Genomic DNA, 604 nt, shown 5'->3' with positions numbered 1-604 from the left:
CAGCTCACGAATGGCCGACCCTGCACGTGCGTCGCGCGCGGCAAGCGGATCAGCGGTCTGCTGAACGAACAAGGTAAGGCCAGCGTTGGGGACATCAACTCGATGTTGACCGGTTCATTCCAGTTCAATGTGACGCCTTACAATCAGAATCAGCAGCGTGTGGTGCGTGACCCGACTGTAACAAGTCCATACGATAGCCGTAATCGAAATCAGGGCGTGTTTGACATTGCGGTACCAAGCACCGCAGATGTTGACGATATTCCCTTTGCAGACCTAATCAACGGAAACGGATTTGGTGACAACGGCCCTGTTCTTGAAGAGACGGTCAATCAGGTTCTTGGGGATATGGATACAGGTCTTACAGGGTACGCCGATTCCAGTTGCCCGATTTGCTTCGGCAGTAACTTCATCGGCGGTTACACTCCGTATAAGGGGCACCGGCAGGTGCTGGTGGTTACCGACGTACAGGTGCGAAACGGTGAGCTGGATATGCTCAGCAGCCCTATGCGTGCTCACTGCACTGGATTCGACGTGCAGGTGATTTTGCCGCGCGGCGCTCAGGGAATCGACGCACTTAGGGTGTGGGACGGAGAGATGCCGATGC

1 protein-coding gene is annotated in these 604 nt (G+C 55.3%); it reads left to right on the top strand.

The annotated features are described in order from the left end of the window. Nucleotides 1-102: 102 nt before the first annotated feature. A partial coding sequence (locus tag AC1RPG_RS07955) for a hypothetical protein (protein WP_481762461.1) occupies nucleotides 103-604 on the top strand: 502 nt, incomplete at its 3' end.

The sequence above is a fragment of the Dellaglioa sp. CoH-57-MRSF-18 genome (assembly GCF_056781995.1).
Note: the sequence above shows the minus strand (reverse complement) of the source record. Positions and strands in the feature narration are given on the sequence as shown.